The organism is Paenibacillus sp. PK3_47 (genome assembly GCF_023520895.1).
Lineage (GTDB): Bacteria > Bacillota > Bacilli > Paenibacillales > Paenibacillaceae > Paenibacillus_AQ.
Genome location: NZ_CP026029.1, coordinates 3,275,365 through 3,299,319, shown reverse-complemented (window position 1 = coordinate 3,299,319; position 23,955 = coordinate 3,275,365). Strand labels below are relative to the sequence as shown.

The 23,955-nt window shown below is 53.1% G+C and carries 21 protein-coding genes; 6 read left to right on the top strand and 15 right to left on the bottom strand.

The genetic code is table 11. The features are described 5' to 3' along the window. Positions 1-358 precede the first annotated feature (358 nt). Entirely contained in the window at positions 359-547 is a 189-nt protein-coding gene (locus C2I18_RS14720) for a hypothetical protein (RefSeq protein ID WP_019913840.1), read from the bottom strand. A 477-nt stretch (positions 548-1,024) separates the two neighbouring features. On the opposite strand from C2I18_RS14720, the gene C2I18_RS14715 reads away from it, so the two are divergent. The 3 genes from C2I18_RS14715 (at position 1,025) to C2I18_RS14705 (ending at position 3,764) form a co-directional block, all read left to right on the top strand. Beyond that, the gene (locus C2I18_RS14715; RefSeq protein ID WP_249901881.1) at positions 1,025-2,044 is read left to right on the top strand and encodes a serine hydrolase domain-containing protein; all 1,020 of its coding nucleotides are present in this window, start codon (positions 1,025-1,027) and stop codon (positions 2,042-2,044) included. Between the two features lie 174 nt (positions 2,045-2,218). After that, complete coding sequence (locus tag C2I18_RS14710) at positions 2,219-2,557, top strand: DUF4870 domain-containing protein (protein WP_249901880.1); 339 nt, start codon at positions 2,219-2,221, stop codon at positions 2,555-2,557. Positions 2,558-2,813: 256 nt separating this feature from the next. Next, complete coding sequence (locus C2I18_RS14705) at positions 2,814-3,764, top strand: diacylglycerol/lipid kinase family protein (protein ID WP_249901879.1); 951 nt, start codon at positions 2,814-2,816, stop codon at positions 3,762-3,764. Between the two features lie 1,583 nt (positions 3,765-5,347). Here the strand turns inward: C2I18_RS14705 and C2I18_RS14700 are convergent. The 4 genes from C2I18_RS14700 to C2I18_RS14685 are packed head-to-tail and all read right to left on the bottom strand — an operon-like array spanning position 5,348 to position 7,993. Then, complete coding sequence (locus C2I18_RS14700) at positions 5,348-5,923, bottom strand: xanthine phosphoribosyltransferase (protein ID WP_249901878.1); 576 nt, start codon at positions 5,921-5,923, stop codon at positions 5,348-5,350. 49 nt (positions 5,924-5,972) lie between these two features. Further along, positions 5,973-6,278: a hypothetical protein gene (locus C2I18_RS14695; RefSeq protein WP_249901877.1), complete on the bottom strand. Its 306-nt coding sequence runs from the start codon at positions 6,276-6,278 to the stop codon at positions 5,973-5,975. A gap of 39 nt (positions 6,279-6,317) precedes the next feature. Then, entirely contained in the window at positions 6,318-7,175 is an 858-nt protein-coding gene (locus C2I18_RS14690; protein WP_249901876.1) for a TrmB family transcriptional regulator, read from the bottom strand. A 35-nt stretch (positions 7,176-7,210) separates the two neighbouring features. After that, a complete protein-coding gene (locus C2I18_RS14685; protein WP_249901875.1) occupies positions 7,211-7,993 on the bottom strand; it encodes a zinc ribbon domain-containing protein in 783 nt (260 codons plus the stop codon). A 174-nt stretch (positions 7,994-8,167) separates the two neighbouring features. Here C2I18_RS14685 and C2I18_RS14680 point away from each other — a divergent pair, with 174 nt between their 5' ends. Both C2I18_RS14680 and C2I18_RS14675 read left to right on the top strand, forming a co-directional pair. Then, the gene (locus C2I18_RS14680) at positions 8,168-8,542 is read left to right on the top strand and encodes a hypothetical protein (RefSeq protein ID WP_249901874.1); all 375 of its coding nucleotides are present in this window, start codon (positions 8,168-8,170) and stop codon (positions 8,540-8,542) included. A gap of 185 nt (positions 8,543-8,727) precedes the next feature. Further along, on the top strand, positions 8,728-9,486 hold the full coding sequence (locus C2I18_RS14675; protein WP_249901873.1) for a GTP pyrophosphokinase: 759 nt from the start codon (positions 8,728-8,730) through the stop codon (positions 9,484-9,486). Between the two features lie 55 nt (positions 9,487-9,541). Here the strand turns inward: C2I18_RS14675 and C2I18_RS14670 are convergent, their stop codons facing one another. From C2I18_RS14670 to C2I18_RS14660, 3 genes are all read right to left on the bottom strand, one after another. Then, a complete protein-coding gene (locus tag C2I18_RS14670) occupies positions 9,542-10,282 on the bottom strand; it encodes a hypothetical protein (protein WP_249901872.1) in 741 nt (246 codons plus the stop codon). Between the two features lie 32 nt (positions 10,283-10,314). Then, positions 10,315-13,404, bottom strand: coding sequence for a DEAD/DEAH box helicase (locus C2I18_RS14665; protein WP_249901871.1), 3,090 nt, complete (start codon positions 13,402-13,404; stop codon positions 10,315-10,317). Positions 13,405-13,749: 345 nt separating this feature from the next. Next, positions 13,750-16,197 carry a glycoside hydrolase family 31 protein gene (locus C2I18_RS14660; protein ID WP_249901870.1) on the bottom strand — a complete coding sequence of 816 codons (2,448 nt, stop codon included), beginning with the start codon at positions 16,195-16,197 and terminating at the stop codon, positions 13,750-13,752. A 189-nt stretch (positions 16,198-16,386) separates the two neighbouring features. On the opposite strand from C2I18_RS14660, the gene C2I18_RS14655 reads away from it, so the two are divergent. Beyond that, complete coding sequence (locus C2I18_RS14655; protein WP_249901869.1) at positions 16,387-17,148, top strand: tryptophan-rich sensory protein; 762 nt, start codon at positions 16,387-16,389, stop codon at positions 17,146-17,148. Between the two features lie 93 nt (positions 17,149-17,241). Here C2I18_RS14655 and ltrA read toward each other — a convergent pair whose 3' ends face one another. The 7 genes from ltrA to C2I18_RS14620 all read right to left on the bottom strand — a co-directional run bounded on the left by ltrA (position 17,242) and on the right by C2I18_RS14620 (position 23,843). Further along, positions 17,242-18,633 carry a group II intron reverse transcriptase/maturase gene (gene ltrA, locus C2I18_RS14650; protein ID WP_249901868.1) on the bottom strand — a complete coding sequence of 464 codons (1,392 nt, stop codon included), beginning with the start codon at positions 18,631-18,633 and terminating at the stop codon, positions 17,242-17,244. Positions 18,634-19,104: 471 nt separating this feature from the next. After that, a complete protein-coding gene (locus C2I18_RS14645) occupies positions 19,105-19,485 on the bottom strand; it encodes a RidA family protein (protein WP_249901867.1) in 381 nt (126 codons plus the stop codon). Between the two features lie 104 nt (positions 19,486-19,589). Continuing rightward, positions 19,590-20,252, bottom strand: a complete 663-nt coding sequence (locus C2I18_RS14640; RefSeq protein WP_249901866.1) for an NAD(P)H-binding protein — start codon at positions 20,250-20,252, stop codon at positions 19,590-19,592. A 142-nt stretch (positions 20,253-20,394) separates the two neighbouring features. Further along, positions 20,395-21,666, bottom strand: coding sequence for an MFS transporter (locus C2I18_RS14635; protein ID WP_342760349.1), 1,272 nt, complete (start codon positions 21,664-21,666; stop codon positions 20,395-20,397). Positions 21,667-21,785: 119 nt separating this feature from the next. Beyond that, positions 21,786-23,183, bottom strand: a complete 1,398-nt coding sequence (locus tag C2I18_RS14630; RefSeq protein WP_249901865.1) for an ATP-binding protein — start codon at positions 23,181-23,183, stop codon at positions 21,786-21,788. Between the two features lie 188 nt (positions 23,184-23,371). Beyond that, positions 23,372-23,572: a hypothetical protein gene (locus C2I18_RS14625; protein ID WP_249901864.1), complete on the bottom strand. Its 201-nt coding sequence runs from the start codon at positions 23,570-23,572 to the stop codon at positions 23,372-23,374. A 67-nt stretch (positions 23,573-23,639) separates the two neighbouring features. After that, the gene (locus C2I18_RS14620) at positions 23,640-23,843 is read right to left on the bottom strand and encodes a CsbD family protein (protein ID WP_249901863.1); all 204 of its coding nucleotides are present in this window, start codon (positions 23,841-23,843) and stop codon (positions 23,640-23,642) included. Positions 23,844-23,955: the final 112 nt, after the last annotated feature.

The window sequence follows — 23,955 nt, the reverse complement described above, 5'->3', positions numbered from 1 at the left end:
TCCTGTCAATTATAACAATCACTATTAATATAAGTTGGTGGGGGTGTTTTGTCAATCGTTCACAACAAGTTCACAAATTTTATTCTATCAAACAAAAAGCTTGTTGTTAAAGGGTTTAAGAACGCTTTCAAAGATTACACATTTACTCCCTCTAACATGTAAAGCGCATACAACAGTATTTGTGTCTATTAATTCATTTGACTTTTTTCATATATCAACACCTGTCAATCCTGTAAAAATGCGCAAAAAAAACCGTTTCCTGCGGCAGACGCCGACCGGACACGGTTTATGAGAATCCTCATGGATATAATCATTAAATTGCCATTGTCAAAAGCACAGCACAATCCTGGCTGTTCTATCAGGAGACCGATGAGTTCATTCTTACCAGCTCATGCTCCACGACCATAGTCAGCTCTTCTTCATAGCCTCCTGTGATCCGATACTTCCGGACGTACTCCTTTACAAATTTCTTGGGATCTTTGGGCCGGAAAATGCGTGTCATTTCCCGTAGACTTTCCTTGACTTCGTTATGACCTTTACTTGCCATGATCAGTTCCCTCCCAAAACATTGAAAATGAATGCTCCGTTGTAGAGAATGCATGATGAAAAGTCCGCCGTAACTTCGAAATGCAAGACAAGAAACCGTTATACCTACGTCGCTTGCATTATCCGCCATATTGGGTTCCAGTGTTCTGAAAGTCCGCCTTGCCGGTGAAGCAGGTTCGTCGTGATTTGGGCTGAGAGTAAGATATCAATGCACACTGACATCTTGACACTTTACTTACCCGAAGAGCCACTTGCTGAATCACTCCTTTCGGGCCTTATCGTTATATTGTATCATATTCCGGTCCAAGTTCCACCTTTCCTTGTAAAATATGCGTATGGTTTTTTTCAAATTTTATGACAAGTCCTACAAGTGAAAGAGCCGGCTTTTGGTTAAAATAGTATATCCGTAAACCGCAGAAACTTGTATAAGATGTCCACACAAATACATGCTTTTGATACGCTAAGAAGGAGGTCGGCTATGAAGCAGCAGCTGTCTTTGCTCAACAAGCCTTACAATACAGCACCAGTGATCGAACTGCTTGCTCCTGAGGATGCAGGGGTCTGCGGCCAAAAGCTGGAACAGGCACATCAGGCTGTATTGAAGGGATACTCTAAAATGCATAGTATGCTTGTCGTCCGCCGCGGGAAACTGATATTTGAACGGTATTATGGAGGTTTTCATGCCGGAATGCTCAATGATCTCCGTTCCGCCACCAAAAGCTTTATCTCTATGCTCACCGGAATCGCCGTCGTTAAAGGGCATATGCCGGAAGTGCATACTCCTGTCACAGAGGTCCTGCAGAAGCATGTCCCTTTCCTTCATTCCCCGCGGCTCGGAGAGATTACACTCCGCCATCTGCTGACCATGACCGCCGGCTTCCGGTGGATTACCGGCAAGAAGCTTGGAGAACCGCTGGTGCGGAATCTCCAGCGCAGCCGCCGCTGGGCTTCCTATGCGCTGAGCCTGCAGATCGACGACGAGCATCTCGGCCGGTTTCAATACCGCAGCAGCGATTCCCACCTCATCTCCGTCATGCTCAGCGAGACCACCGGCGTTGATGCCTTCACCTATGCCAGAGAGCATCTCTTCGGCCCGCTTGGGATCGGCAATGCGGCCTGGCTTCCCAACGCCGAGGGTCACAGCATGGGCCATATCGGACTGTACCTGACCTCACGTGATTTAGCTAAAGTCGGCATTTGTCTGCTGGAGGGCGGGTCATACGGCCGACAGCAGATTATTCCGCAGCAGTGGCTGGAGGAGGCCTTCACTGCCCAGACGCCCGGTTATCCCGCCTTCGGGGACTACGGCTACCAGTTCTGGAACGGAACGATGTCCGGGCAGCCCTACCGGCTTGCCCACGGGCATGGCGGACAGCAGCTCCTGCTCCTGCCGAAGCTTGACGCGGCGGTCATCTTCACCGCTGAGAGTGCGGTAAGACAGTGGAAGCATCCGCGCAGGCTCGTAGAGCAGTATATTATTCCGGCGATGAACAGTTAGGCAGATGCATTGACTTCAGGAGGGAAACCTGCTGGGAAGTATCTATTCCTTTCACATACTTTGCCCGGACAAAACATAGGCTCATAAGGAAGAAGGAGGGTGCAGCCCCGCTTCCAATGAGCCTGTTTCTGCTCTTGGAAGGGCTGGCTCCCCCACCAAGGAGTGTGATTTCCTGTGTCCCCGTTCAGATCATCCACCGGTCTTCCGGAGCATATCGCCGCTGCCATATGCTATTTCTTCCCCTTCATAGGCGGCATCGTCTTCCTCGCCCTGGAAAAACGCAGCCGCTTCGTGCTGTTTCACGCCCTGCAATCCCTGATCACTTTCGGCGCGCTTATGATCGTCCATGTGCTCTGCGGCTTCCTTCCGCTCATCGGCGCTTTTATCAGCGCCCTGGTCTCCCTCGCCACCTTCGCGGTCTGGCTGCTGATGATCTATCATGCACTGGGCGGCCGGTGGTATAAACTGCCCTGGGCAGGCCATCTGGCCGAAAGCCAGCTGCGCCAGCTGTAGGCGATAGGCCAGTATACCTCCTGTAGGCGATAGGCCATTAAACCTGCCAGTGGCATCTGTGTTTTGTAAGAAGAGATTCTAGTTTAGGAGTGGGGGCCTATGCATCAAGGTTCGTAGTTCAAGGTTCAAACTGATCGCTTCATACTTCATGCTTTCCCCCTCCCGCCGGCGCTGTTGCCTTTTTTCGGATTCCCTTTTGCCGCTGCAGTTCGTACAATGGAAGAAGGACATGCAGGAATCAGCAGGAGGAAAGTGAATGTATTTATTGATCGTAAATCCCCGGTCAGGGGGCGGAGCAGGGCAGCGGACTTGGGAGAGCGTGGAGGGCATGCTTCAGTCACGGGGCGTCCTCTACGAGACCCTGTTCACACACAGCAGCGGCAGTGCGGAATCACAGGTCCAGCAGGCGCTCGCACGCCGCGGGGATTGGCTCGCCGCCATCGTCGTCGGCGGCGACGGCACGATCCACAGCGTGCTGGGCGCGCTGCGGCGCAGGGGAGTGCCGCTGGCGGTAATCCCCGCCGGCTCCGGCAACGACACGGCGCGCGGCTTCGGCATCCCGCTGAACACGGAGGCTGCGCTGGACACCGCGCTGCAAAACCGCTGCCTGGATGCCGATCTGCTCTCCGGCTCAGGCGGCTACACGCTGACCGCCGTGGCCAGCGGTTTTGATGCCCAGGTGGCCGTCAATGTGAATAACGGCCCGTACAAACGTCTGTGCAACGCCATCGGCGCCGGACAGCTCGCCTATATCATCGGCATTCTGCATACGCTGATGACCTTCAAGCCCTGCCGGGTGAGCGTGACCTGCGACGGAAAGGAGCAGACCTTTGAGCAAGCCTGGCTCGTCTCGGTCTGCAATCTGCCAAGCTACGGCGGCGGACTGCTGATCTGCCCGCAGGCGGAGGCCGGTGACGGCCTGCTCGACGTCTGCGTCGTCCACGGGTGCAGCCGCGCGCAGGTGCTGCGGCTGTTCCCGACGCTGCTGAAGGGCAGGCACGTAGGGCTGCCCTTCGTGACGATGCTGCGCGGACACAGCGCGGCTGTCCGCTTCGCCGCGCCGCGCCACGCTATCGGCGACGGCGAGGCGCTCGGCACGGCGCCGCTGGTCGTGCGGTGCGAGCCGGGCGCGCTGCGCGTGCTCTCGCCGCTTGCGGCAGCCGGCACGCAGGACGGCGTGTCTGCGGCGTGCCACGCCAGCAGCTAGGTGCTCCTAGCTGTAGATCATGCAGCTAAAGCCGTCTATTGGTGAGGTAGGGAAATTTAAAGACTTCCGGGAGTACACCATCATCCCAGTAACTATAATTAGTTGGAAAAACTCCGCTTAATTCGGCCATTTCTCGTATTTTATCAACGCTAGGTGGAATTTCTCCAGTTAAAATGGCTCATATACCGTCCGGAGGTTGAAATCCGGTATTTTAAGTGGAGTTTTTCCAACCAGCCTCTTCAAAAAGGCCTCCATCCAGAAATAAGGTGGAGAAATTCCACTTAGTTTGATCAACGCGCCGCACTATGGCTCTATGCCGTACTTTGTTTCTATACAGTAACTTTTACTCCCCGCGCATCTTACCACCGCTCATTATTTCGCATAAACTCCCTCCGTGTGCCGCCGCTGTACTGAGGCTTCCTTAACGCATGTTGTAGGCGCTCCTAGCTGTAGATCATGCAGCTAAAGCCGTCTATTGGTGAGGTAGGGAAATTTAAAGACTTCCGGGAGTACACCATCATCCCAGTAACTATAATTAGTTGGAAAAACTCCGCTTAATTCGGCCATTTCTCGTATTTTATCAACGCTAGGTGGAATTTCTCCAGTTAAAATGGCTCATATACCGTCCGGAGGATGAAATCCGGTATTTTAAGTGGAGTTTTTCCAACTAGCCTCTTCAAAAAGGTCTCCATCCAGAAATAAGGTGGAGAAATTCCACTTAGTTTGATCAACGCGCCGCACTATGGCTCTATGCCGTACTTTGTTTCTATACAGTAACTTTTACTTCCCGCGCATCTTACCACCGCTCATTATTTCGCGTAAACTCCCTCCGTGTGCCGCCGCTGTACTAAGGCTTCCTTAACGCACGTTGTAGGCGTTCTTAGTTGTAGATTATGCAGCTAAAGCCGTCTATTGGTGAGGTAGGGAAATTTACAGACTTCCGGGAGTACACCATCATCCCAGTAACTATAATTAGTTGGAAAAACTCCGCTTAATTCGGCTATTTCTCGTATTTTATCAACGCTAGGTGGAATTTCTCCAGTTAAAATGGCTCATATACCGTCCGGAGGATGAAATCCGGTATTTTAAGTGGAGTTTTTCCAACTAGCCTCTTCAAAAAGGCCTCCATCCAGAAATAAGGTGGAGAAATTCCACTTAGTTTGATCAACGCGCCGCACTATGGCTCTATGCCGTACTATGCCTCTAGAAAGTAACTTTGCTCCCCGCGCATCCATACCGCCGCTTATTATTCCGCCTAAAGCCCCTCAGTGTGTCTACGCTATATTGAGGTTTCCTCAGCAAACGCCGCACGCATTCCGGATACTTTTTATTCAGCGCGGATCATCTGCTGCACTTTATACACTCACAACCTCCAAATTTCTGACGTTCGGGCATTCTGCTGCAGTTTGTGCATTAGACAATCGGCGATAAGATTAGGCAGTTCGTTTGCAAGCATGCGCACGCCCTTTCAACCTCGGACCTCCTAACCCAAAAAAAGCAGGCCCCCGACAAAGACGGGGACCTGCTATCCAGCTCTCTCCAGTTTCAACAGCCGGATTCCATATATCCAGCCCTCAACCGGCCTACTCTTCCACAAAGGTAACAACACCATCGTCCAGGGAAGCGATCCGCACAAGGGACTCCACACGGTAACCCGCTTCCTTCAACAGCCGGTTGCCCGGCTGGAAGGATTTTTCGATTACAATGCCAATGCCCGCCACGCTGCCTCCCGCCTGCTCCACGATCCGGGCCAGCCCGAAGGCCGCCTCCCCGTTCGCCAGAAAATCATCGATAATCAGCACACGTTCGCCCGGAGCGATGAACTTTCTGGAGACGGTGATGTCGTTGCTTTCCTGCTTGGTAAAAGAATAGACCTTTTCCACATAGATATCTTCTGTCAGGGTCAGCGACTTCTGTTTGCGGGCAAAAATCAGCGGAACTTCAAGCTCAAGCGCCGTCATAATACCGGGGGCAATCCCCGAGGATTCGATGGTCAGCACCTTCGTCACGCCTTCTCCGGCAAAACGCGAGGCAAACTCCCGTCCGACTTCACGCATCAGAAACGGGTCCATCTGGTGATTCAGAAAAGAATCCACCTTGAGCACACCTTTACCGAGAACAATACCTTCATCGGTCACCTTTTGTTTCAGCAGCTTCATCCTGTGCTCCTCCTCCCGCCTTCAAATGAACCTGGTCCTATGCCTTATTCTACAGACCGGCTGGTTTTTGCGGCAGCAGATTGCCGACAATCGACTTCAGTTCACGGTCTTCGGTACTGCCCGGCTTACCGCCGTCAAAGCTGGTAATACGAATCTCCGAATAATTGGCTCCCGGATTCACCGGCTTGAAAATCAGCTTCTCGCTGTCTTCCAGGCGCACGTCGAATTTCATGTCCTTGAACATCCCGATCAGCTCACTCTCAGTCGGAACCTTTCCGGGTTCCAGAAACAGCAGCCCGCGCAATGATTTGGGACCTTCAGGATGCTGTACGTCAAAATGAATTATACATTCCATGCTTTCACCTCCCCAACCCGACCTACGACCTGCGCAAAGTCAGTTTTCCTCCGGCTTATCTGCCGGTTCCCTCTGCACTTCCTGCTCCAGGTCATCATTACCCTCATCCATTTCTTGAGGTACATATTTACTGAATATACGGCTGTAGCGTTCCCCATAACGTCTCATAAGCTCGGAGCCCATGTCCTCCTCCAGCTCGAAGAGCACCATTTCCTGTGTAAAATGATTCAGGAGCAGCTCGATCATCACCTGATGCTCGGTTACAACAGCCTGTGCACTCCCGTCTTCATAACGCATGCCAAGCATGCACCAGCTGCGGTCGATCACAAAAGAGAACTTCCGCCCTCCGCCTCTGCGGGACTGCCCGCCAAGCGGCGGCCAGAGCGGATACGGTGCCGATGCTTCACTGCCGCCGTTAAAAGCCCACAGCAGCTTGACGCCCCTCAGCTCGGCCTGCTCCAGCTCGCTGCGCAGCAGCGATGCCTCTTCACGCCATACATCCACCACAATTTCCTGCCCGGCAAGATTCAGCTGGCGGACCAGCTCCTCCATAACATTGCGTTCACCTTCCACATTATAAAAGGACGGGCTGACGTGACCGCCGCGCGGCATTTCACTCTCCATATAAGCAAGCGAAGCCTGCACCCTGCCGGAGATCATTGTCGCCAGCTCTTCCGGGTCCAGCACGCTGTAGCGTGCCGGGTCCCCTTCGCCGCATCTTACATAACCTTGCTGAGTCAGGCGCTGCAGTGCCGCATACACGTTGGATCTTGATACTCCGAGCTGTTTGGCCACTTCATAGCCCGAAGCCTGGCCTTTGGTGGCCAGCTCGACCATAATTTTGGATTCCATCTCCGTGAAACCCAAATTGCGCAGATGCAGCAGCAACTGTTCCATCTATGTTGTCCCCCTAAGCTGACTGTAACTCCTGATTAGATCTGTTCCGAACCGCAGCGCGGACACCACATGGAGCCCTTCGGCAGGTCGGCACGGCAGATCTGGCATTTGACCAGATCACGGACACCTTCGGTTTCCCCGGACGCCGCTGCAGCTTCCTCCTCCGGCTCCCCGGCTCTCCAGTCACGGATGCGCCGGTCCAGCTCAAGCTGCCTTTCCCGCTCCCGTTCCAGCTGATCGGCTTCACGCCGGGAGCGGTCTGTATCCTGCTGGCTTCCGGTATAACCTTCAAGCGGCTCATCATCGATCGACAGCACTTCGCTGTACACCACACGCTGCTCAGGTCTCTTGGCCAGCTCTTTCTCCTCTTCCGTCAGCTCGTCCTCGCCGTAATATTGATCCTCTTCATCCTCTTCCTCATGGATCTGATGCACTGCCACTGGAGCGGCTTCTTTTCTCGGTGCCGGATCAACAAGCTTGCGTCCGCATTTCGGGCAAAAGTTGGCGTCCAGCGCCACCACATTGCCGCATTCGCAGAGCCGCTCATTCTTAAGTTCAGCAATCCGGAAGCGGATTTCGTCGATCTGCTCCTGCAGCCTCAGGCAGTTGCGCGACAGCTCGACCATTTGGCCTTCAGCCAGAGAAAGATCCTTTGAACGGTACCCTTCATAAAAGATTTTTCCCATTTTCGTAAATTCAATGTCCATCTCACGTTCGATATCGGAAATATGCCCATTCAGCTTGCCGATCTCCACTGAGTTTTGCGCTTTTTCACTCACCCGGTTAGCACCGTCTTTTATCCGTTGTAAAAAATTCATTGTAGTTCCTCCTTCTCCAAAGTGAGAACAAATAACCCCATAACGATCCGTACAAAAGCGGAAACGTGCTTCTATCATACCAAATGTCCCGGACAGATTCATTATTTGTCGTACTGTGTATTTATAAGTAAAAATGACCGTGGCGAACCTTACCGAAAGATGGAGGGATCAATCTTGCCGGAAGAACAGAAACAAACGTTTTTCGTCTCCGTTAATCACGGGCTGATTCAGGAAGTGCGCAATGACTCCAATGAATTTGAGGTCCTCCTCACCGAGGGAGAGCTTGCCGTTCTTCAGGACCTGCTGAAAGAACTGTCACAGGAGGATGAATACGCATTCCGCCGGGCCTTTGTGCCCTACAAATCCGCCGATCATGATGACGCTGTCCGCCAGTTTGATGACGGTACAATCAGGCTCTATCAGCATCTGCACCAATACGGGACACCCGATACACGCAGGACCATTGAAGAGCTGGGCGTTCTGCCAAAGCTGGAGAATACCGGATACCAGGATACAGGGTATGATGGAGGCTCGCCTACCAACAAATAGTACGCCTTTGTAGCCAGCTTTATGTTTGCTAATACGCCGCTGCGGAGAGAATGTTCCGCCTGAAATTTCGTGGGAACGCTTTAATGCATGGTCCCGCTGCCCGGCCACTCCAGCCTTCACAGGAGTCCGGGTGCTTTTTTTTGCTTCAAACAGGCTGCATCGGTTAAAATAAGGGAGTACAAATAATGAAACCCGGGAGAGTCTCAGTGGAAGAATACGATAGTACAGAGGTTACGCTGAATCAGCTGCAGGTGCATGTCAAGGATCTGCAGAAGTGGCAGGTTAATGAGGATTTTGCCAAACAGATAGAGGATTTCAAAGCACTGCCGGCGCTTTACCGCCATGCCCTCAACGAGCTTGAGAATAAGATTGATATCATCAAAACCGAATGGCAGGTCCGCGACGGCTTCAGTCCGATTGAACATATTAAATGCCGGATCAAAGAGCCGAAGAGCATTCTGCAGAAGCTGCAGCGCAAGGGACACAAGTTTACGCTGGAAAATATGGAGCAGCACATTCACGATGTTGCAGGCATGCGGATTGTGTGTGCTTTTGTAAAGGATATTTACCGTCTTGTCGATCATTTATGTGTCCGCGAAGATATCCGCGTGCTGGAGATTAAGGACTATATCGCCAAGCCTAAGCCGAACGGCTACCAGAGTCTGCATGTTATCGTGGCCATCCCGCTGGTACTGCTGGAAGGCACCCGCTGGGTAAAGGCTGAAATTCAGCTGCGCACCTTGGCTATGGATTTCTGGGCCAGCATGGAGCATATTCTTTACTATAAATTCGACAAGCAGCTTCCGGCCCATGTTGCCGAAGAGCTCAGAGAAGCTGCGCGCGCTGCCGATGAGCTGGATCAGAAGATGCTCCGCCTGCGCAGGGAAATTCTGGAACTGTCCGAGGAGAGCAGCACCGGTGACGGAAATCCTCAGGAGTCATAATTATCAATAAAGGCGGTACTTACAGCAGGCATTCAGCTGTAAGTACCGCCTTCTTTTATTGATCCAGATTGGCTGCTTTCCGGGCGGCAGCTTCGGCTACCCGGCGCATAATAAGCACAAGCCCCTCTTCCGCACGCGGAGTGGCATGAAGCAAATCACTCCAGCGCTCTGGCGGCGTGTCAATTACCGGGGAGGCCGGAAACGGCCTGGCGGCTATTTCATGAAACAAGGGTCCCGGCTGATGAAGCGAGCCTTCAGCAGCCGCCTCCGCCAGCCATTCCCCTGTGGATACGGCAGGACCTTTGCGCTCCAGGCGGGCCAGCTCTGCCGCAAGAGTGCCGGCCGGCGGCTGTTTTACTTCTTCACCCGGATCGTTCTCCTCTTCCGCCCAAAGCGCAAATACACCGGACAGCAGCTCCTCTTTATCTAACCCGCGGAGCGCAAAGCCAAGCAGGGGCTCCTCTGCCAGCTGCCGCCGGATCTTTTCCGGCAGCCTGCCAGAGTCCGGCGCTTCATGGTCAGCACCGGAAACCGTCCATTCCTCATCCGCCGGCAGCACCTTATAACCGGCAAGTCCGCCGCTTAACCTGCCCTGCAGCAGCTCATACAGCTCACCGGGATGCTCTGCAATATAATGAAGCACCTCACGTTTCTGCTCATCAGTCCAGCAAGGAGCCTGCAGTGTCTGAACAGGCCCTGCAGGCCGCTTTTGGTCAGCGGCAGCCTTACCTGCTTCTCCCGTCACTTTTACCGCTCCAGGGAGTATTTCCAGTTTCAGCTTCAGTTGTCCGTCCATTGTTGATCCTCCCTGTCCCCCTGCTTTTATCCCTACATCCAGTCCTGTCCCTGAAGCTCAATAAGCTCCTTCAGCTCATGATTCGACATTTCGGTCAGCCAGTTTTCTCCTGAACCGACAACCTGCTCGGACAGATTCTTTTTGCGTTCAATCAATTCGTCAATCCGCTCCTCCAGCGTTCCCTGGCAGATCAGCTTGTGTACCTGTACATTTTTATGCTGCCCGATCCGGAATGCCCGGTCAGTGGCCTGGTTCTCTACTGCCGGATTCCACCAGCGGTCATAATGTATCACATGATTGGCTTTGGTGAGATTCAATCCTACGCCGCCAGCCTTAAGAGACAGCACGAAGAATGCCGGTCCCTCACCTTCCTGAAATGCATGCACCATCTCATCCCGCTCCCGCTTGGAGATTCCGCCGTGCAGGAACAACGGTGCTTTGCCGTAACGCTTGGCAAGCTTTGCCACGAGCAGCTCGCCCATCGCCACATACTGTGTGAAGATCAGCGCGGATTCTCCAAGCTCGGAAATGCTGTCCAGCACCTCGTACATCACTTCCATTTTGCCCGACTGGTCACTGCGCGTACTCCGGCCTTCTTCTTTGCTGAACAGCTGCGGATGATCGCAGATCTGCTTCAGCTTGGTCAAGGATGACAGCACAAGCCCCCGGCGGGCAATACCGGAACGTTCACCGATTACACCGAGCATTTCATCAACCACACCCTGGTAGAGTGCCGCCTGTGTCTCCGTGAGCGGACAGTAGGACTTCAGCTCCAGCTTCTCAGGCAGATCCTTGGAAATATCCGGGTCGCTTTTGAGCCGCCGCAGCAGGAACGGGGACACCAGACGGTGCAGCTCCCGCAGCCGGTCGCCTCCCTCACCCGAAACATAACGCTGGCGGAATGAATGATAGCTGCCCAGATATCCCGGATTCAAAAAATGAAAAATCGACCAAAGCTCGCCCAGCCGGTTCTCCACCGGGGTTCCGGTCATTGCTATACGGTGCGGAGCAGACAGCTTCATGACACTTTGCGCCTGCTTGGTGCGGTGATTCTTGATATACTGCGCTTCATCCAGCACGACAGTGGACCAATGCACACCGGCCAGGTCTTCGCTGTCCCTGCCTGCCAGGTGGTAGGTCGTCAGTACAATTTCATGGCTTGCGGCAAGCTCACGAAAGCCCTGGCCGCGGACCCGTCTGCCGCCATGATGAATATGCAGGCTGAGCGAAGGGGCAAACCGCTGCAATTCCCGCTGCCAGTTGCCAAGCAGTGAGGTAGGGCACAGAATCAGCACCGGATCGTGTTTTTCTTCCGGCGGCGCGTTCAAAGCGCGGTCCAGCAGGCAGGTGATCACCTGTACCGTTTTACCGAGGCCCATATCATCAGCGAGACAGACCCCAAAACCGAGGCCGCTGAGTGCAGCCAGCCATTGGAATCCCCGCTCCTGGTAAGGTCTTAAGGTTCCATGCAAGCCGGGAGGAACTGTACGCATGGGCAGATTGCGCAGAATATCGCCCCGCATCAGGGACGACAGCAGGCCGGACGTCTCCATGCCTGTTACGGACATTCCCTTCCAGAGCCTGCCCTCCTCATCCTCGGCTTCAAGGCGCATCCAGTCAGCCGCCGTCATCTCTCCGCTTTCATGCCGTTTCATATACTTCAGCACCTGGCGGATTTCCTTCGGGTCAACCTCTATCCATTCTCCCCTGAACTGCACAAAAGGCACTCCCGCCTCCACCAGTGCATTCAATTCCTCTTCATTGACCGAATGATCGCCGAGCGACGCTTCAATCCGGAAAGAGATGAGCTCCTCCAGACCAAGTGCAGCCTGTACCGGACTTTCCGTAAGGCCGGGAGGCGGCTGCATCTTCATCTTCATCCCGACCTTCCGCCGGCCTTCACGGCTCCAGCGGGATGGCATCTGTACTGTAATTCCCCGTTCACGCAGCCGCTGTACACTTTCCTTCAGGAAGTAATATAAACGCTCCGGCGCAAGTTCAGCACCAGTGGGTGCCGGCATGTTCAGCGCATGCTGAATGTCCGGCGATATTCTGCCGGCTCTGCCCAGTGCAGCCAGCAGCTGCTGCTGGATATTCCGGTATTTGATCCCCCACAGGGTAAACTCCCGCTCCCTGCTGCCCCAGATGGCTGCAGCCGGAAGCCAGAATTCCCCTTCATCCCGGCTCTCGGCCCAGAAAGTCAGGTTCCACACCTCACTCTCACCCTCAGGAGGCTCCAGGCGCAGGCCCAGTCCAAGCTGGCCGGTGCGCGCCTCTGCGGCTTCCGCATGCGGCACTTCATTTGCTGCCGTACTGTTCACAACCGCAAGCAGCTCCGTTACCTCAGCGGGAGTGCCTTGAACCGGGATCTCACGGCTGCCGGTCAGCAGGCTATTCCACCACAAATCGGTCAAAGGCGAGTATCCGCGGCGGTAGTTAGCCTTGTAAGGTCCCAGCTCGCTTTCGATACCCGCGACGATTCTTTTGATCTCGGCAGTCATCACGGCCTGCAGGAAGGAATACAGCACGTATCCGCCCGCTTCTTCACGTGACGACAAATCGCCTTCTTCGGCTACATGTGTCCCAAGCGCCAGCACCGGCATTGAAGCTGCCAGCTTCAGAAAGTACTCCCTGTCCGGCTCCCGCCGGAAAGCCGGAGACCAGCCCGTCAATGCCGCCTGCTCGCCGCCGCGGCGGCGTGAGCCTACAGGCCGCGGCGGAAGCGCTCCGGGCACGATGCCTCCGGTGCCCATCAGCTCAAGGGCGAACCTGGCGGCTGCGGCCCAGTAGCGCAGCTCGCCGCCCGGCTCCAGCCCCTGGGATCGGCACTGCTGCTCGTCCCAGGCCAACAGAAGCTCAAAGGCATCCTTCGGCGCCAGCGCAAGCCCTTCAAGCGTACGCCCCGGCAGGCCGCGCCTTGCAGGTCTGCCTTCGGCGGGGGCGGCTGCCGGATATTTCACTTCTGCCAGCCTGAGCGCAGCACCCGCAAAAGGACGCCCCCCCCCGCGGAATTCCAGCCGTTTGACCACACGAGTCCACGCGTCGACCTTCGGTTCTGAAGTTTCGCCTGAGAAGCAGAATAATACGTCCCCTAACCATATTGCATACAGATGCTTAATCATTGATGATCTCCTGTCTTTTGAGCAAGGAGAAAGAGCCGGTCGGGTTAAATTTCAGAGACCTTATCCTTCTCCTCAAGAAATATATTGTCAATCGGGCACAGGTGTTGCCGGTCCCGCAAGATTTTTTCTTCATCCCTTCATCTTATACGAAAAAGCCAATATTTAAAAACGTTTCTGCATAATTTCTGCAGATTTTATATATAATTTGAGGGTTTCCGGTATCTCGGCATTACTTCCGGGCTGTCCACTGTATGATTTTCCAATTGCTCCTCCCCAAATCCACGAACAAAAAGGGGCGTCCCCACAAGCCGCTTCACGGCTTCTGAGACCCCCAACAACACCAGACTATTCGACCGCTTGAATCCTCAGCTCTCCGCCAGCCGGATCATCGTCCACCTGGATAATAATCGCTCCGCTTTTACCGTTGCGCGCCCAGCCTCTCTTCCCTTCCTTAAGCTGCTCGAGACTTATCTCGCCAAGTCCCTCGACGGCAGCAGTCTTAAAGAATGGATAACACAGGGCAAACCGCAGCGTTTCTCTCTCCGGCGCAAAATCCCGGGCCGCATAGGACCAGTTCAGCCGCAGCATTCCGGCACTTCCTTCAGCCTGCACGCCAAGCTGCGAATACCCGCCCGTTCTGTACCCGAAGCTGTGGCCGTCGTCCTCATACAATGAGAATGCAGCCGTAAATCCTTCCTTCGCCTCCGCACCGTACAGATGAAAAATCACCTGCTCATCCGTCTCCTCCAGCGCGTATTGTTTTAACGGGCCTTCGGCTACAAAGCTGCCTGCCTTCACATACATCGGCATAATATGCAGCGGTGCAGCAGCGAGAATATGCCGTCCGCCTTCATGAACCTCCCCATCCCAGTAATCCAGCCAGCAGCCTTCCGGCAAATAGACAGAACGGTGGTCTGTGTCCGGACGGTACACCGGAGCGATCAGGACGTTGTCGCCCAGCAGAAACTGGTCACATAGATTAACGACATGCGGGTCGCGCGGATACTCCAGAATCAGCGGACGGATGACCGGCAGCCCGGATAGCTCCGCTTCCCGGAAAAGATTGTACAAATGCGGCATCCAGCGGTAGCGCAGGCCGATGAATTCGCGCAGAATTCCTTCCACTTCTTCACCAAATGACCAGGGCTCCTGGCGCAGTGTTCCGATGGAGGAGTGATTGCGGCAGTATGGAAAAAAGACACCCATCTGTGTCCAGCGCACCAGCAGCTGTGCCGAGGTATGGTGGGCAAAGCCGCCGATATCCGGTCCCGCAAACGCCAGCCCCGACAGTCCCATATTCAGCACCATCGGCATCGCCATCGCCATATGCTCCCAGAAGCTGCGGTTATCCCCTGTCCAGACAGCGGCATAACGCTGTATTCCGGCATAGCCCGCTCTCGTCAGCACAAAGGGGCGTTCACCCGCCATATGCTCTGCCAGTCCTTCATAAGTCGCCTTGGACATCATCATCCCGTACAGGTTATGGTATTCCTCATGCGTTACCGGACGCCCGTTGTTAAAATGCATGACATCCAGATCCATCGTCTTGCTCTCATTGAACACCGCCGGCTCATTCATATCATTCCAGATCCCCTGAATGCCGAGGTCGGTATAAAATTTATGCAGCTCCCCCCACCACTCAGCCGTGCGTACATCACTGAAATCCGGGAATGCGCTGATACCGGGCCACACTTCACCGAAGAAGATATCTCCCTCCAGCCTGCGGCAAAAATGCTTTTCAAGCACACCTTCCTTATACACCTGGTAATTAGGGTCTTTTTTGACGCCGGGATCGACGATCGGTACAATGCGCACGCCAAGCTCCCCGAGCTCCTTGATCATTTTATCCGGCTCAGGGAAATTTACAGGATCAAAGGTGAATACCCGGTATTCATCCATATAATGAATATCCAGATAAATCACATCGCAGGGGATGTTCTTTTCCCGGAAGGTTCTGGCCAGGGTCAGCACTTCCTGCTGGTTCATATAACTGTAACGCGACTGGTGGTAACCGATTGCCCATTTGGGAGGAAGCGAAATTCTTCCGGTGAGCGTAGTGTATCTTTTGACGACATCCTTCATTTCCGGCCCGTTAATAAAATAAATGTCATAAGCGCCTGTCGAGCAGCCGATGGTAAAAGCCACCCCGTGGGAACGCATGTCGAATTCGCTCCGGCCCGTGTTGTCCAAGAATAAGCCGTAAGTGAGGTCCCCATGCATGTGGATCAGCAGCGGGATCGATTCGTAGAGCGCTTCAATCTCCGGCAAATGGGGCGCAAACACATCGGTGTTCCAGTTCGTGTATTTTTCCCCGCGTTTATCCAGAAAGCTTGATTTCTCCCCCAGCCCGTAAAAATGTGAATCCGGCTGCATATCGTACTCGGCATGGCTCGCACCGCGCGGATTCCAGCTGACCAGATTCTGCTGCATAATCACTTGGCCGGCCATATTCTCCACACGGATCTGAAAGGTTGTCCGTTCAATGATCAGCCGGATGGCGCTTGTAGTGAAAATGAGCTGCTCCCCGGTCTCTTCTACAGGGAAAAGATGCGGGATGCAGCAATCCGCCAGCACCGCCGGTGATGTGGTCAGATCCGGCACTTGGCTGCGGAACACCTTCATCCGGAACATTTCATCACTTAAAAAGAAAAAAACAATCCCTGCACGTTCCCCACGGACGATATACACATTCTCTGACCGTTCCCAGGATACAACACTGCCGGGCGTGTTCCATGTTTCCTTCATAATTAACGGCCCCATTTTTTCGGGACGAATTGCCTCGCTGCTTTCCATTCCTCTTTCCCCCTTCGGCTGCTTTTGAATAGATATTACCCCGCCTGTACGGAGAGCTATCCGCAAATTTTATGACCCAAAGGTCATTTTTTTGTCCCGGATGGTCTTAACTGCAGGTAAAGCGGGTATATTCTATGTAGACTCAGACATTACCTTACACAAAACTAACAAGTTAGGGAGTGGAGACGATTGAGAAGCAATAATCCGTATAAGTGGCTGAACCTGCTGTTTTTTCTGGGCGTAATCGCTGTAAATGTTCTTTCTGTAACGCTGCCGCTGGGCGGCAACACTACCGGAGAGATTTCAGACAAATACTATACGTATCTCACACCGGCGGGCTATGCCTTCTCCATCTGGTCGCTGATTTATGTGCTGCTCGCAGGGTTCGTAGTATATCAGCTGCGTTCTGATACCGGGTCCAGGGATTCTGTACGATCCCTCGGCATCTGGTTTGTGCTTAGCTGCGTATTTAATATGAGCTGGCTGTTTCTCTGGCACTATCTGTACATCGAGCTGTCAGTGGCCGCCATGGGCCTGCTGCTGATATCACTTATTGTCATCTACCGCAAAACCCGTAACATTAATAACCCTTCTTTGGGTGAAAAACTGCTGGTCAAGCTGCCCTTCAGCATCTATCTGGGCTGGATTTCCGTAGCCACTATAGTGAACGTGAGCACCGTGCTGGAGAAGAATGACTGGAATGGCTTTGGCCTCAGCGACACCACCTGGGCCGTTATCATGCTCTGTGTAGGCGCATTGCTCGCCATTGCCGTCAGCTACCCTTACCGCGACTTTATTTATCCGCTTGTCTTCTCCTGGGCTTTCCTCGCTATCGGCCTGGAGCACAGGGATGCCGGCAGCGTGTTCGTAACCGCTTCGGTCGCTGCCGGACTGCTGCTGCTTTACAGCATCTGGCTGATGTTCGCCTCGCGGAGCCGGAGCAGGTATTAAGCAGAGTTATATGAATCGAGTAGGAGGAGGCGGCAAGCCCCCGTCCTCTCACACCACCGTACATGCGGGTCCGCATACGGCGGTTCCAAAAGGTTAACAAAGCTCTAAGTAACGTGAAAGCAAGCTTTTCAGCCCTTTCGCTTCCCAATAGGAAGTCGGGAGGGCATTATTTGTATTCCGGGACATTTCCCATGCGCCTCGCCGCGAGTTGGCCATCGTGAAACAGGCCCACTCAGGCACCCCAAGCGCCCGGAGTTCGCGGATTCGTGTGCGCACTCGCTTCCATTGTTTCCACAGGCACATTCGCAGCCTTCTCCGAATCCATTGGTCCAGCGTTTGGAGGTGTTTCTTCGCCGACGCTAGATGGAAATAGCCAAGCCACCCCATCAGATAACGGTTTAGTCGGCAAATTCGTTCTTCCATGGAAATGGACCACGTTCGGTTTGTCAGTTCACGGATTCTCTCCTTGAATCGCGAAATGGTCTTCGGTGCTAATCGAATGGTTGCCTGTTTCTGGCTCAGGAAACTGAATCCTAAAAACTTCCGGTGCCAAGGTCTGGCGACTGCACTCTTTTCCCGGTTCACTTTCAGTTTTAGCTTTCCTTCTACAAACCCGCTAACCGATTCCATGACCCGTTCGCCAGCTCGTTTGCTCGCCACAAAGATATTACAGTCGTCCGCATAGCGTACAAAGTGCAGGCCACGTACGGTCAATTCCTTATCCAGATCATCCAGCAGAATGTTTGCCAAAAGCGGGCTCAGCGGACCGCCTTGCGGCGTTCCTTCCTGGCTGTGCTCCAGCTTTCCATTCACCATGACTCCGGCGTTTAGATACGCGCGAATCAGTGTCAGCACTCTTTTGTCTGTCACTTTCCGCGCCACTCTCGCCATCAGCATGTCGTGATTTACCCGGTCAAAGAATTTCTCAAGATCGAGGTCCACGACCCACCTCAGACCCTTTTGGATATATCTTTGCGCTTGTTTTACTGCGTCATGTGCACTTTTCCCGGGTCGAAAGCCGTAGCTGTACCACGAGAATTCTGCGTCAAAGATCGGATTCATGACTTGTAGAAGAGCCTGCTGGAGAAAACGGTCCATCACGGTCGGGATGCCCAGCAGCCGTACGCCGCCTCCGGGTTTGGGGATTTCCACCCGTTTGGCTGGCGCAGGTCTGTAAGTTCCCGCCAGAAGTTCGGCTTTCACCGGTTCCCAATGTGTTTTCAAGTAAGCTTGTAGATTCGCTGCCGTTACATGGTCCACACCGGGGGCTCCTCCGTTCTGTACCACTCGTTTATACGCGAGCCGAAGGTTGTCTCCTTCGAGCATTCGCTCCAGCAAGTTGTTCGCTGCTTTGCGAGAGGGAGGGGCGGTTTGTGCCGACGAAGAACTCGGCGCTCCAGCATACCCTGGCGGCTTCACCGCTTCTCTTTGCTGGCAGCTCTCTTGCGAGATATTCGGCTGTCGTTGCTCTTCATGCGAACGCATCGGTTTCCTCTCTCCTTTCGGTTCAGCCCTTCCGTAAACTGTTGCAACAGTTTACGTACTATGGCCTCTGCTGACTCCTGCCCGTTCAGCGCAACCTCTCGGTTACGGTTACAAGTTTTTTTTCCTTGCATACCGGACAGGCCTCCCCAGATAAGAACGTCATCTTTCCGCCCGCACCTGCCCAAGTTTACGATTGCAGCCCTTGGCAGCTTAGGATTTCGTCATGTCTAGGTGACTCATCCGGCTGCAACCGCCTCAAATTGGATTCGTGTACCTCAGGTCGTGCTTTTGCCTCCGGCTTCCTTCAGATTCCACCTCGCGGTAGACACCCTTGCCCTTGGCTAACGGTAGGCGCTTGCCAGCCCCCGCTCGGGACTTTCACCCTAGAGATGACGCCCATGCTGGGCGTACTAAAAAAGCTGCCCCGGCCATTATAATGGCCGGGGCAGCTTTTGCTGTAGATAAGTGCTGTTATTTCTTGCGCGCTACCGCTTCAATCTCGACAAGTCCGTCCTTCGGCAGACGGGCAACCTCCAGCGCACTGCGGGCCGGATACGGCTCGGTGAAGAATGTGCTGTATACTTCATTTACTGCAGCAAAATCGTTCATATCTTTAAGGAATACCGTCGTCTTCACCACATGGTCCATTGTCAGACCTGCTTCCTCAAGAATGGCCTTAACGTTACCCAGCGACTGGCGGGCCTGTTCCTGCACACCATCTGCCAAATTGCCTGTCTCCGGGTTCATTCCCAGCTGGCCTGAAGTATAGACCCAGCTTCCGGTGACAATCGCCTGGCTGTATGGCCCGATGGCTCCGGGCGCCTGGGTAGTGGCTACCTGTTTTTTGCTCATGATCTGCTCCTCCTGTGAGTACACGACACTACGGTCACTATGTACGTCAGATTTATGTCCCATTGTACGTCCTGGAGTCCTGTTAATGCAAACTTTCCGGACGGTTAGCGCTTACCGATCACATGTATGACTTCGTTGGTGTAGACATGTACGCCGCCAGTATTGGCCAGCGCAATATTGACCATTGCCCTGGCCACCTTGGAACCGGGAATGGCGCGGTACTGCGCAGCTTTGCCGACCATGGCAAAATCCAGTGCCTCCATAACCACCGCGGCCGCCCGCTCACCCAGCCGGAATTCTTCGCGTTCCCCCAGCAGCAGCGACGGGCGGAAGAGATGAAGGCCATAAAAGCCCGCCGCAATAAGCCCGTCTTCAGCCCGCCCTTTGGTCCGGCTGTAGAAATTACGCGATTTGGCGCTGGCCCCCATTGAGGATACAGCCAGAAACTGCTTCACACCGCACTCCTTGGCTATAACGGCGGCAGTAAGCGGATATTCCAGATCAACACGCTCAAACTGCTCCCGGGAACCCGCCTTTTTGATGGTTGTCCCCAGGCAGCAAAAGACGGCATTAGCGCCTGTAAAGTGCTCTTTATATTGTCCAAGCTTGTCCCAGTCAACCAGGATCTGCTTCAGCCTCGAATCCTTGAAAGGAAGCGGGCGGCGGACCAGAACCCGGACCTCATCCCATTCCCCGCCCAGCAGATCCTCTGTAACCGCCTTCCCTACCAGGCCTGTCGCCCCGAGTACTACCGCTATTCTGGTCATTACTTCCTCCTCCATTCTACCCTGAAATAACAGTGTCCGGACTAAGGACATTGTTATGGAAGCCTCCAATTTAGCCAAGCCAAATTGAGAATCTTCTTCGAAATTTCATCGCCGTCCATGCTGCGAAAAGCGGCATGATCGTCTAGTCTTTGAGAATACGCCGGCCCAGCAGCAGCGCCAGGGTGATCATCAGCATTCCGACAATCAGCTGCATGCCGTATACCTGTGTCCAGTGAGGCCAGTTTACGATCCATTCGTAAATTTTGCCGCCGATGACCGGACCAAAAAAGGCAGCCAGGCCCGTAAGCGCCGCATACATCGCCATGTACATCGGCCGTTCCTTTTTGGGTGTATCACCGATAATGAAATTAAAAGCCAGCTGGTTGAACCCGCCTACTCCCATCCCGAATATAATGTGGGCGGCGAACAGCACCGGCAGCATCGGCAGTACCGACAGCAGCCCCCAGATCAGCGAAGAAAGTGCAATGATCGGCAGTGTCCAGAGCAGCAGGCGTTTGTTGCTGTACCTTGCATTAAGATTGCCCCAGACATAAAAGCTCGCCATCATAAAAACAGTCTGTGACACATTCAAAAGAGACAGCGTTTCATAATTAATGTGAAGCAGTTGCAGCATAACATAGGAATATAAAGGCACTGTAAGATTCTGCAGCAGCAGCCAGGCTGCAAGAAACAGCGTTGATTTCATAAACAGCCTGTCCTGAAGCGGCTTTCTGAACATCGGCAGGAAATCCTTCTCCTCCGACTTTTCAAAAGGCACATCCGGATAGAAGAAAAAGACGATGATATTGCTTACCGAAAAAATCCAGACAACAATATACAGAATCAGAAAACCCTGTCCGCCCGGAAAACGGTCCAGCACAATCCCCCCGCCGTACATCACGAGACTTCCGAGAGCATTCAAAAGCGTATTGCGGATGCCGAAGTAACGGCCTCTTACCCTGGCAGGAACCAGATCACTGATTACAGAGTTCCATAATACGCCGCCTGCCGTATTGGCAATGAAAGCAATTGTATACAACACTATAAAAGCGGTAACCCAATGCTCTTTGGGAAAAATAAACGGCACCAGTCCCGTAGAGCCCCACAAAAGCCTGTGCAGGCCAATAAATGTCACCATTGCCCATTTGCGGCTGGGCAGCTTCTGGATCAGGAAGGCCACCCCGATTTGCGCTACATTGACCAGGGTAGTAAGCGCTAGCACAAATCCGATCTGACTGGAGCTGGCTCCTAAATACAATAGAAATCCTGTAAGAAACTGTCCTTGCAGCAAAACCTGAAAAATTGTTGAAGGAATCCCCTCGAATGTAGCGATCTGCAGGTTCTTGCGGTGTACTGAGGATTTGCGGGTACGTTTGAAGCCGGTACCGGCTGCTCCGTTTCTCATGATGTTCATGGGGGTGTTAACACTCCTTCGATGCGGCATTGGCTTCATTCTACTCCGCATCATTCTCCTGTCAATACACCAATATTACAAAATATGTTGGAGCCGATAGACGCCTGTAAGCCGCTGCTTCACAGCGGCAAATACAGCGCAAACCGGCTCCCCTGATTCTCCTCGCTCTGCAGTGTGATATAGCCCCCAAGCAGTCCCGCCAAATCATTGCTGATGGACAGGCCCAGGCCTGTGCCCCCGTATTGGCGGGTAATCATCCGGTCCGCCTGCTGAAAGGCCCCGAAAATCAGCTCATGCTTTTCGGCGGATATTCCGATCCCGGTGTCCTCGACTTCAAAAACAATCCAGCGGCGCCGGAGCTCCCCCTCCTGCTCTTCAGACACCCGGACATTCAGCGACACATACCCTGTCATCGTGAATTTGATCGCATTGGAAAGCAGGTTCCGCAGAATCTGCTGTACCCGCTGGGGATCAGAGCAGATTACAGGAGGCACATCAGCATGCATTGAAATTTTGAACTCCAGCCCTTTCTGCTGGGCTGCGACCCTGAACTGCTGTGACAGCAATTCCGGGATTTCGCTGACGTTCAGCTCTTCTTTCACAATCTCGAGTTTTCCCGCCTCAACCTTCGACATATCCAGAATATCATTGATCAGCGTAAGCAAATCCTGCCCCGACCGGTGGATAATTGCCGCATATTCCCTGGTTTCTTCCCTGCTCTGCGAGTCGTCCTGCTCTTCAATAAGCTGCGACAAATTAATAATGCTGTTCAGCGGTGTTCTCAGCTCATGTGACATATTAGCCAGAAACTCAGATTTGTACTGGGAAGCCTGCGACAGCAGTTTGGCTCTCTCCTCAAGCACAATTTTGTTCTTGTGCAGCTGCTCCGTCTGGGCGGACAGCAGCTCATTTGCTCTCACAATCTGTCCGGTACGCAGCAGCTCCAGCTGAAAGTCGCGGATGATAAGCGCAAACAGCATGCTGAGAATAATTCCGGCCGGAAAGGTAAGCGGCATAATATCCGTTATGTATTCACGGGCAGGGATTACCCCGAAAACAAGAATGTTGATCTGATTAATCACGCATACAACAAGTATTGTCATTATCCTTTTGTATCCTGCAGAGGCATTTGACTTCTGCATCCACAAACTAAGAGCCGCACAGACAAAGCCGAGAATCGATAAATTCAGGACTCCCGCAACGGCAGCTTCATTGACGCCGAAGGTTAATCTGGTCAGCCCCGTACCGACACCGATGATAATAAGTATAAAAGGCTGCGGATAAGCCAGCGCGGAAATAATCAGCGGTACGAAGCGCAGATCGAATATCACGTTCTCTTCGATCCGGTAACCGAAAATAGAGCTGATCCAGCCTGCAAAAATAGCCAGGACGACCCAGCTTATTTTTTTGATCCGGTCAGGCGCATATGTAATTGTGTGTTTATATATCAAATTAGCCAAATAGGCCAGTGTTATCAGAATAGCCGTGTTTACAAAAAATATTTTTAAATATTCCATAGCTTCACTCCTACTTGCAGATGTAACGCAGCGATTTCCTATCCATACTACCATAATAATGAATGCAATACATGAAGCCCCGGTTCTAACTATGTACTTGATACAATATAATACTCCTGCAGCTGCGGATTACGGCAGAACCTTTCCATAAATATGTAAGTTCTGATACGGCAAGAAAGAAGCGCAAATCAGAGTTGATTTGCGCTTCTTTCCTGCAAAGTTATTATCGGTTCTCTCTCCAGGTCACATCCGGCTTGTGTCCAATCTTCCGTATCCGGCAGGGTATAATACCGGGAATGATAGGTACAGATCATGTCTCCTTGCTGTGTAAGAACCCGGTCACCGTGAATTTCGATGATCCTGCCGGTTACAATACGGGATTTGTACATTAGACACCGCCTCTTTCCTTATATGTGATTAACCTGTTGGGAGGCTTGTTTTCTCGTCAGGCCCGGGTCAGCTGCGGAAGGTTTTCTCCCACTTGCTGTACTCCGCTTCGGCGTCATCTTTGGTATGGCCGTAACGCTCCTGGAGCTTGCCTACCAGCTTGTCTTTCTCGCCGTCAATTACATCCAGATCATCGTCGGTAAGCTGGCCCCACTGCTTCTTGGCCTCACCCTTCAGCTGCATCCATTTTCCTTTGATCACGTTGTTATCCATCACATGTCATCTCCTTGGTTTCCCAATTTTTAAAAGAATAAGAACCAAGCCGCTCACTGCAGCCTGCTTATTTCTTTTGCAGAAACACGCTTCCGCCATCCTGAAATCAGGA